Raw genomic sequence first — 10,795 nt, forward strand, 5'->3', positions numbered from 1 at the left:
CGAATTTCACCGTCGGTGTTTGACTTTTGAGTTCCGGGAAGCGGTTGATTGTTCAAATAAGTAACATTGCCAATTCCACCTAAATTTTGTACACAGCGAGTATATTCTGGATGACTCAGTAAATAAAGATCGACACAAGGAACTAGGGGCGCACCCTGACCTCCGGCAGCAATATCGGCAGCTCGAAAATTACTAATAGTTGGAATTCCTGTTAAATTAGCAATTACTTCACCACGGCCTAACTGTAGACTATAACCTAATTTTTGAGAGGGTGGACGATGGTAAACAGTTTGACCGTGGGAGCCAATTAGTTGTGCTTTTATATCATATTTTTGCTGAATTGTCAATGCTGCTGTAGCGAATTCTTGGGCAATAGCATCATTAAGTTCAGCCAATTCAGCCATTGAGAGAGAGGCGCCGCCACAAACATCGAGAATTTGGGAGCGCAAATTTTCTGGGTAGGGGTAAGTAGATGCTGCTAGTAGTTCAACTTGTAAATTTGTTTGACCACCAGCAACATCAACTAAAGCTACATCTATACCATCGACGGAAGTGCCACTAATTAGGCCAATAACTTTGGTCATTTGCAGTAGTTAACCGTTCTTAGAAATCTACAATAATCTGTCAACATCTAAAATTATCTATCTGTTCTATTCTTGCTTCTACCTAGCAACGTCAACGTTATCCAGTCCACACGCTTCACGGTCGTTCGCGTTAGCGGAGCGGAGCTCTTACTGACCGCCGAAGCTAGATTTAAACTAGCATTTAAATCTCTATGACAACTGAAACCAGCATATTCGCTTGAACACACGGTCTGATAAAGGCAGAGACTCTTTAACATTTCCACAGTTAGAGCGAACAGTCTCAATTGATACTCCTAATAATTCTGCTGCCGATCCTATGCTGATATATTTTCTTAAAACAATTCACTCATCCTACCAGATAGTTCTACCAGATAGTTGTAGATTATGTCAAACAATTACCGAATAATTAATAATTAATAATTATTAATTAAATACCTTAGTTAAAAGCCTTCCCCCATAGGGGAAAAAAAGAAATAATATTTCCTTATATTCAATTGGGTTGCAGTTTTCCTTGAGGTAATTATCCATTATCCATTATCCATTAATGAATTACCCTTATTAACTATCAACAGCGACGATTATGACTGTAATATTATCGCGACCACCTTCATCCTTAGCAGCATTTACGAGTTTTTCAGCAATATCTCCACAAGCATCACTATAAGTTAAAATAGGTGCAATCTCAAAAATACTGGCAATTTTCTCGTCAGATAACTCTTCTGTTAATCCATCACTACAGAGTAAGAGGCGATCGCCTGGTTGAACATCTAAAGAGAAGAGGTCTACCCTACTAAGGTCTTCCCGACCCAAACATTGGGAAAGTACATGACGCCAAGGATGTACTCTAGCTTGGTCTGGGGTTAAAGCATTTTTTCTGACGGCCTCAGCTACCCAGGTTTGGTCTTCTGTAATTTGCGCTAGTTCTTGTCCCCGAAGTCGATAGAGGCGAGAGTCTCCCACATTTGCACACCAAGCTTTTTGTTCTCGGAAGATAGCCACAACTGCTGTGGTACCCATATCTGAACGTTCAGGATGCTTTTCCTGGTCATCAATAATGGCTTGATTTGCTTGAATAAAGGCATCTTCTAACAATTGGGGTGATTCTATAGTATCTTGCCAATGAGTAACGAGATAAGTTTTAATTACTTCTGTAGCAATTTTACTAGCTTCTTCGCCTCCTGCATGTCCCCCCATCCCATCAGCAACAATAAAAAATCGTCCTTCAGGGTCTATATAGTAAGAATCTTGATTAACCGAGCGAATACTACCTGTATCAGTATTGCCTGCAAACTTCAGTTCTATAGTAGAATTTAGTTCACTGACTTCTGTCCAATTTTTAGATTTATTATCCACCTATATTATTAATACCCTGCTTTAATATACTTTTTCTGATTGTAGCATTAGAATCTGGTTGATAATATCACTAAATTTTCACTAATAAATAGTTAATGTTTTAGACAATTTATTAGGGATAAGATTTAGGAATATTTGGTAAGCATTCAGCCGTCAGCTAGCTTCTTATATCAAGTTCGGTTGAATACTTAGACTTTGGAGGAAGTAAGGCATAAAGCAGAGGTCAGGAGGCAGAAGCAAAGAAAAAGCACTTATGGGAGAAAGTTTTTTTATAATTGATTATCCGGACATTATATTACAGAGGCACTGGGTTATTAGCTATGAGTTATTAACTAATTATTGAGGAAAGAGGAAGTAGTCTCCAAGGAGAATTAAAAATTATCTTTGCGCAGCGTTCTGTAGGAAAGAAAAAGATAATCAGTTAACCTTAGTAGTTATTATTTTCAAAAGTTGAATGCGAGCGCATTCCGCAGAAAAAGCGGAATGCTAATAGCTAAATGCTTAAAATATTTGTGATTAACAATCAAAAATATTCTGCAAAACCAACTCACAGTTATTATTCCCAAATTTTCTCTAAACGGGAACACTTGTATCTAACTAAATTATGGAACTAACTGTTGAATTCGCGCGAGAGGAATTTCTATCCATTCAGGACGAGAGGTAAGTTCATGGTCAAGTTCATAGATGACTTTTTCTAATAGATAAACGTCTAAAAGTACCTGTATTTCTTGTTCGCTTTGAGGCAAGAATGAGCTTAATTTTGTATTCTGAAGATAGGCTTTTAAGAAGGATATGCTGACCCAGGTATACCAAAATGTAGACCATTGTTCCATTGCTAAAATATTTTCAGAACGAATCATGCCATTTTTAATTTCTTCTCGGAGAGCAACATTAGCTGCATAATAAAATGACTCTAACATTACTGCAATATCTCGAAGTAAAGAACGTTTCATGCGACGTTCATTTAAAGGTCGAGTAGCTTCTCCTTCAAAATTAATAATGACAAAATCTTTACCTGTAAATAAAACATTTTCTAAATGATAATCTCCATGGCAACGGGTACGCATAGCCGTAATTTTTCGTTCTACTACAGAACTTAAATGTTCCATAATTCGGTCTTGGCGATTAATCACATTTTTTGCTAATTGTTGTGTATCTTGTGAAAATTTTGGTAGGTGTTTTTTCAACTTTAATAAAATCTTGCCTGTCTGGTTTCTCATATATTGATAAACAGACCTTTGATAAAAAGGTGTAAATTGTTCGGGAGAAAAATTAGGGTTTTCTAAATCAGAGGCTAAAGCTTGATGAATATCTGCTGTAACTTTACCTAAATTTTCCGCTAAATTAATATAAGAACCGATGGCATCGTAGACTGATTCGGTAATCTCAGTATTTAAACTATTATTAACAGTAACCCTAGGAATTTCTAACTCATTTATAGATGCTTGTTCTACCATTATTCTGTCAAAATAATCCCTCAAAGCATCAGAGGTATAAGACCAACCATCTCTTGCCTCTGGAATAAATTCTTCTAATATACCAATAGTAATTGGGTGATTTCCTTGCCGATGATATTCTAGATATCCTGTTGTTTGAGAAATATTGTCTGCAATTGCCGAATTTTCACTTCTGGCTCTCTGTGTTAAAAAGTTCCCATTTTCTAATTCTGGATGAATACCAACTTCTAGTTTTCGGAATAATTTAAGTATCAACTTTGCGCCGAAATTAATTACGGTTTTATCATGTCTTTCAGATAAAAGATTAGGGTGAATATCCTCCGTAGTTGTCTGCATTATCTCTGCTAGTACATGAGTTACATTTCCCTGAATAGCACCACTATTTCCTTCATATTTTTGGTTTTTATTGATAGCTTCTAAGGGTATGTTTAAAAAATCTTTTTCTGCCAAAACATCAAACAAGATTCCAGATTTATCTTCTTGCTGTATTAGCAGTTCGGCAATAATTTTTTCTGGAGGAATTTGAGAACTTATTTCTGACTGACCTAAATAGCTCAGAGGAATTAAATAAGTTTCTGTCGGACCCTCTGTATAATGAAATTCCAGAAATACTAAAGCAGTTTCTTTCTGTTGACGATCGATGGGAATTACCTCTATTATTTCCGTAGATTGGATGACCTTATTTTTACCTCCAAACCAAGGATAGCCACTCAAATAATTAGGTAAAATTGATTCTAAACTCTTCTTATATTCTGGCTGAGAAAATATATTTTTCCAACTTTCCGCAACTGTCAAAACAGGAGGCTTACTCAAAGGTCTCAAAGTTTCAATATAAGATTGTTGTGGCTGTAGAGTAAACCAATAAAAAGCATAAGCACTCAAACTAAAAAAGTAAGGATATTCCTGAATAGTTGGAAACTTAGTCCGACCAAAAATTTCCACAGGTACCATACCATTAAAAGCCGATAAATCTAACTCCACCGTTTGTACAAAACGGGAGAGATTTGCTACTACCAAAATATGTTGACCAGAATAAGTCCGAGTAAAAGCCAAAACCTTCCTATTTTCAGGATGTAGCAATTCAAACGAACCACGTCCAAAAGCTTGAAAACGTTCCCTAGTAGAAATCAAACGCTTCATCCACCACCACAAAGAATTAGAATTAGACCGTTGAGCTTCCACATTAATCGTTTCATAATGATATTCCGGGTCAACAATAACCGGAGCATATAACTTTTGAGGATTAGTACGACTAAAACCAGCATTACGGTCGGCACTCCACTGCATAGGAGTCCGCACACCATTACGATCGCCCAAATAAATATTATCCCCCATACCTATTTCATCCCCATAATATAGAACGGGAGTACCAGGCAAAGACAAAAGTAAACCATTAAGCAACTCTATTTGCCGACGGTCATTCCCCAAAAGAGGCGCTAAACGGCGACGAATACCCAAATTTATTCTTGCCTGGGTATCCTGAGCATAAGCCTTATACATATAATCTCGGTCTTCGTCGCTTACCATTTCTAGGGTTAACTCATCATGGTTCCGTAAAAATAAAGCCCACTGACAATTATTAGGAATAGAAGGAGTTTGCTTGAGAATATCGGAAATAGGAAAATTATCCTCCATCCGCAAAGCCATAAATAAACGAGGCATCAAAGGAAAATGGAAATTCATCTGACATTCATCCCCGCTTCCATAATATTTAGCAGCATCCTCCGGCCATTGATTAGCTTCTGCCAATAACATTCGGTTGGAATATTTCTGGTCAATATGCGCCCGTAACTTTTTCAGGAAAGCATGGGTTCCCGGCAAATTTTCACAATTCGTACCCTCTTCAACACAAAGATAGGGCACCGCATCAAGGCGCATCCCATCAACCCCCATACTCAACCAAAAATCTGACACTTCTAAAACTGCCTCTTGTACTGCCGGGTTTTCATAGTTAAGGTCTGGTTGATGAGAAAAAAAGCGATGCCAATAGTAAGCTTGAGCTACAGAATCCCATGCCCAGTTAGAATTTTCAAAGTCTTGGAAAATAATGCGGACTTCTGGGTACTTATCAGCGCTGTCGCTCCAAACATAAAAGTCTCTTTCTACACTACCTTTAGGGGCGCGACGTGCTCTTTGGAACCAGGGATGTTTGTCGGAGGTATGGTTAACTACAAGTTCGATAATGACTCGAATACCTCTGTCGTGGGCAGCGTCTAGAAATTCTTGGAAGTCTTCTAGGTTGCCATAAATGGGATTAATGCTTCTATAGTCGGCAATGTCATACCCATCGTCTCTGAGAGGGGAGGGGAAAAATGGTAGAGTCCAGATTGCTGTTATGCCTAGGTCTTGGAGGTAGTCTAATTTTTCTGTGAGTCCGCGAAAGTCTCCTATTCCATCACCGTTACTATCTGCGAATGCTCGAACTGGTGCTTCGTAAATTATGGCGTCTTTGAACCAGAGTGGGTCGTTTTTTAGCATGGGGTAAAGCTTTCTCTTTCTGTTGAAGGTTCTAGGTAATTATAGCTGAAAGACAGATGGGGAGATGTGGGAGGTGTGGGGGGTGTGCGGAGTGTGGGGAAAGGGGCTAGAAAGATACAGTCAAATATTTCTGGTAGTGAAAATAAACTCTAAATTGCTCTTATTTATCCTGAAGACAAAAGTTTTGGTGTTTATCCTGGAGATAAAAGTGTAGAAGAAATTCCAGGTAGAAGAATAGAGTCAGATATTTTCTGGCAATGGAAATCAACTCTCAGTTGCCTTGCTCTCTGGGTTTGACATTTTACTATTGCGTATAGAGCAATAGTTGGGATTTGAGAATTATTTTTTCGATTCTTGATTAACTAATAAATTTTCTGTGACTAGAGGAAATTTCGGCTAGAGAAATAGAGTCAGATATTTTCTGGCAGTGGAAGTCAACTCTCGGTTCACTTGCTCTCTAGGTTTGATGTTCTACCCCATGCGTATAGAGCAATAGTTGGAATTTGAGAATTATTTTTTCGATTCTTGATTCTCTAATAAATTTTCTGTGAGCAGAAGAAATTTCCAGGTAGAGAAATAGAGTCAGATATTTTCTGGCAGTGGAAATCAACTCTCAGTTCCCTTGCTCTCTAGGTTTGATGTTCTACCCCATGCGTATAGAGCAATAGTGAGATTTAAGAATTAATTTTTCAATTCTTGATTCACTAATAAATTTTTTGTGACTATAGGAAATTTCCCGTAGAGAAAATTAGAGTCAGATATTTTCTGGCAGTGGAAATCAACTCTCAGTTGCCTTGCTCTCTAGGTTTGATGTTCTACCCCATGCGTATAGAGCAATAGTTGGAATTTGAGAATTATTTTTTCAATTCTTGATTGACTCATAAATTTTTTGTGAGTAGGGGAAATTCCGGGTAGAGAGCAATAGTGATATTTAACAATTATTTTTTCGATTCTTGATTGAGTAATAAATTTTTTGTGAGTAGATAAAATTTCTGGTAGAGAAATAGAGTCAGATATTTTCTGGCAGTATAAATCAACTCTCAGTTGTCTTGCTGTCTAGGTTTGAGTTTTACTATTGCGTATATCGCAATAGTAGGAATTTCACAATTAATTTTTCGATTCTTGATTCTCTAATAAATTTTTTGTGAGTAGATAAAATTTCGGGTAGAGAAATAGAGTCAAATATTTTCTGGCAGTATAAATCAACTCTCAAGTCTCTTGCTGTCTAGGTTTGAGTTTTACTATTGCGTATATCGCAATAGTAGAAATTTCACAATTAATTTTTCGATTCTTGATTCTCTAATAAATTTTTTGTGAGTAGATAAAATTTCTGGTAGAGAAATAGAGTCAAATATTTTCTGTCAGTGGAAATCAACTCTCAAGTCTCTTGCTGTCTAGGTTTGAGTTTTACTATTGCGTATATCGCAATAGTAGGAATTTCACAATTAATTTTTCGATTCTTGATTGACTAATAAATTTTCTGTGAGTAGAGGAAATTTTCGACAGAGAAATAGAGTCAGATATTTTCTGGCAGTGGAAGTCAACTCTCGGTTCACTTACTCCCTAGGTTTGAGTTTTACTATTGCGTATATCGCAATAGTAGGAATTTCACAATTAATTTTTCGATTCTTGATTGACTAATAAATTTTCTGTGAGTAGATAAAATTTCTGGTAGAGAGATAGAGTTAGATATTTTCTGGCAGTGGAAATCAACTCTCAAGTGTCTTGCTGCTTAGGTCTGATGTTTACTGTTGCGATATACGCAATAGTCAAATTTGAGAATTAATTTTTTGATTCTTGATTGACTAATAAATTTTCTGTGAGTAGAGGAAATTTTCGACAGAGAAATAGAGTCAGATATTTTCTGGCAGTGGAAGTCAACTCTCGGTTCACTTACTCTCTAGGTTTGATGTTCTACCCCATGCGTATAGAGCAATAGTTGGAATTTGAGAATTATTTTTTCAATTCTTGATTGACTCATAAATTTTTTGTGACTAGAGGAAATTCCGGGTAGAGAGATAGAGTCAGATATTTTCTGGCAATGGAAATCAACTCTCAGTTGCCTTGCTCTCTTGGTTTGATGTTCTACTGTTGCGTATAGAGCAATAGTCAGATTTTGAAGCTCTCACAAATGGTTAATTTTCCCCATCGAATCTTTCCATCCATCCTCAGTGAAAAATCACCAACATTTTCATTTTCTGAAGCTCTGAAAAAAATCGGCGCGTCAAAGGATTTTCGGTTGTATCCTCACAAAAATTATGATATCATAAAAATTAACTGGGGTCACTCGCTTCTGTACATGATTTTTTATTCAACTAAAATCTTTACTGAGAGACAATCAAATATTCGGGAATTTTTCCCAGGAGCAATACCAGAAATATTTTCATTTTCTGAAGCTCTTATAAATGGTGATTTTTCCCCGATCAAATCTTTCCATCCATCCTCAGTGAAAAATCACCAACATTTTCATTTTCTGAAGCTCCGGAAAAATTCGGCGCGTCAAAGGATTTTCGGTTACATCCTCGCAAAAATTATGATATCCTAAAAATTAACTGGAATCATTCGTCTGCGTACATGACTTTTTATTCAACTAAAGATAGCATAGTCTCTCAGCGATAGAACTCCGTTCCGCTTCGCGTTTCATCTTACGCAGCGGAACGCGAATGTTGTAGAAAGGAAAGCTAATTTCAATAATTAATAATTAATAATTAATAATTAATAATTAACAATTACCTCTTCTTATAACAGATAAGATTGGCTAAAAGGAATTTTTTTTCTTTTATTAGTCGATTGGATATGGCGCACTTCGCAGCGACTCTACACATGAGGGAAACCTCGTCATCCCAAGAGGGAGGATTGATTTTTTACACTCGCACCCTAACAATAGTGATATTGTTACAATATTTAACAAGATTCGTTAAATTTTTCTTAAATATTATGAATTTAGAAACAATATCATCTATAGATAACCAAAAAGACTTCAATCCATACAGTAAGAAACTAGACACAGTAGAAGTTGAGGCAATGGCAATAACAAATATAGATACAGATATGCTCAAGTCTCAAAATCCTCCAGGAACAGCAGAAAGTAATACTCTACGCTACGATCCAGAAGCAATCACAGCCTTCTACAATAAACGTCCTTTGAAAGTCTGGAAACGACGAATCAGTATCTTATGGACTTTTGTGTTATTTGCTTTTAACTTGTGGTTGGACAAAATTACTGGTAACGCCACCAAAAATGAAAGAAAACGGGCAATCTGGTTAAGAGAAATTTTGACAAATCTCGGTCCTGCTTTTATTAAAGTAGGACAAGCACTATCTACTCGACCAGATTTAGCTTCTCCAACATATTTAGATGAGTTAACCAAATTACAAGACCAATTACCAGCTTTTCCCAATGAAGTTGCTTATCATTTTATAGAAGAAGAATTAGGTTTTCCTCCAGAAGAAATTTATACAGAATTAACACCAAATCCCATTGCTGCTGCTTCCCTTGGACAAGTATATAAAGGCAAATTAAAAACAGGTGAAACAGTAGCAGTAAAAGTACAACGTCCTGGTTTAGCAGAAAGCATTGCTTTAGACATTTATATATTAAGAACACTTGCTATTTGGGTACATAAAAATGTTCAGCAACTCCGTAGCGATCTAGTAGGCATAATGGATGAGTTTGGTACTCGAATATTTGAGGAAATGGATTACACTCAAGAGGGTCGAAATGCCGAAAAATTTAAACAACTTTACGGTCATCTGAAAGATATTTATGTTCCTAAAATTTATTGGCAATATACGGGGCGTCGTGTATTGACGATGGAATGGATAACGGGTACAAAGCTGACTAATTTGGAAGCTATAAAAGCCAAAAATATTGATGCGAAATATTTGATAGAAATTGGCGTGCAATGTTCTTTGAGACAGTTATTGGAACATGGTTTTTTTCATGCCGATCCTCATCCTGGTAATTTATTAGCAAGTCCTGATGGTAAGTTGGTTTATCTAGATTTTGGCATGATGAGTGAGGTTAAACCTTATCAGAGATATGGTTTATTGGAGGCAGTTGTACATTTGGTAAATCGTGATTTTGATGCTCTGGCTCAGGATTATGTGAAGCTAGAATTTTTAACTCCTGAAACCGATTTAACTCCGATTATTCCAGCATTGGCTGGTGTGTTTAATAATGCTCTTGGTGCTAGTGTGGCAGAGCTTAATTTTAAGAGTATTACAGACCAGTTATCGGCTTTAATGTATGAGTATCCATTCCGGGTGCCTGCTTATTATGCTTTGATTATTCGCTCTTTGGTAACTTTGGAAGGTATTGCTATTAATGTGGAGCCTAATTTTAAAGTGTTGAGTAAAGCTTATCCTTATGTGGCGAAACGTTTATTAACTGACCCTGCTCCTGAGTTGAGAACTTCTCTAAAAGATTTACTTTTTAAGGATGGTGATTTTCGTTGGAATAGATTGGAAAATCTTTTAAGAAATGCGAGTAATAGTGATGATTATGATATTAGTAAAGTTTTAAATCAAGCTCTAGATTTCTTATTATCTGAACGGGGAGATTTTATTCGCGTCCGTTTGGTTGAAGAGCTGATTAATAGTCTAGATTTGGCATCGATAAATACATTTATTAATGCGAGGACTAAAGTAGGTGAATGGTTAGGTATGAAGGTAGAGAAAAATTCAGTTTCTACATCTAATAATCCAGCACAGCAAAAGAGAGCAGAACATATTAAAAATATCTGGCAAATTATTCAAGATGCTCCTGGTTTTGATGCTATGCAGTTAGTACAGTTGGTGCCAAATATATTAGTTAAACCAGAGATGCAAAAGATGGGGCAACAAGTAGCAGGTGGTTTGACTCAACGGGCGATCGCTCGTTTGATTCGTCAAGTATTATTATCTCCAGAGTATTCTAATACT

The 10,795-nt window shown here is 36.6% G+C and carries 5 protein-coding genes; 2 read left to right on the plus strand and 3 right to left on the minus strand.

Annotated features, from left to right (window positions below):
• Positions 1-584: anhydro-N-acetylmuramic acid kinase (locus F6K22_RS17730; RefSeq protein WP_293100463.1), on the minus strand; the 584-nt coding region annotated here is incomplete at its 3' end.
• Positions 585-801: 217 nt separating this feature from the next.
• Between F6K22_RS17730 and F6K22_RS17735 the strand changes: the two genes are divergently transcribed.
• Positions 802-990 (plus strand): hypothetical protein, encoded by a 189-nt coding sequence (locus F6K22_RS17735; protein ID WP_293100466.1) that lies wholly within the window; start codon positions 802-804, stop codon positions 988-990.
• Between the two features lie 152 nt (positions 991-1,142).
• Here the strand turns inward: F6K22_RS17735 and F6K22_RS17740 are convergent, their stop codons facing one another.
• Both F6K22_RS17740 and treS read right to left on the minus strand, forming a co-directional pair.
• The gene (locus F6K22_RS17740; protein WP_293100474.1) at positions 1,143-1,886 is read right to left on the minus strand and encodes a Stp1/IreP family PP2C-type Ser/Thr phosphatase; all 744 of its coding nucleotides are present in this window, start codon (positions 1,884-1,886) and stop codon (positions 1,143-1,145) included.
• Between the two features lie 653 nt (positions 1,887-2,539).
• Positions 2,540-5,872 carry a maltose alpha-D-glucosyltransferase gene (treS, locus tag F6K22_RS17745; RefSeq protein ID WP_293100468.1) on the minus strand — a complete coding sequence of 1,111 codons (3,333 nt, stop codon included), beginning with the start codon at positions 5,870-5,872 and terminating at the stop codon, positions 2,540-2,542.
• A 2,937-nt stretch (positions 5,873-8,809) separates the two neighbouring features.
• Here treS and F6K22_RS17750 point away from each other — a divergent pair.
• Positions 8,810-10,795: ABC1 kinase family protein (locus F6K22_RS17750; protein ID WP_293100471.1), on the plus strand; the 1,986-nt coding region annotated here is incomplete at its 3' end.

It is taken from the genome of Okeania sp. SIO2F4 (assembly GCF_010672385.1).
Lineage (GTDB): Bacteria > Cyanobacteriota > Cyanobacteriia > Cyanobacteriales > Microcoleaceae > Trichodesmium.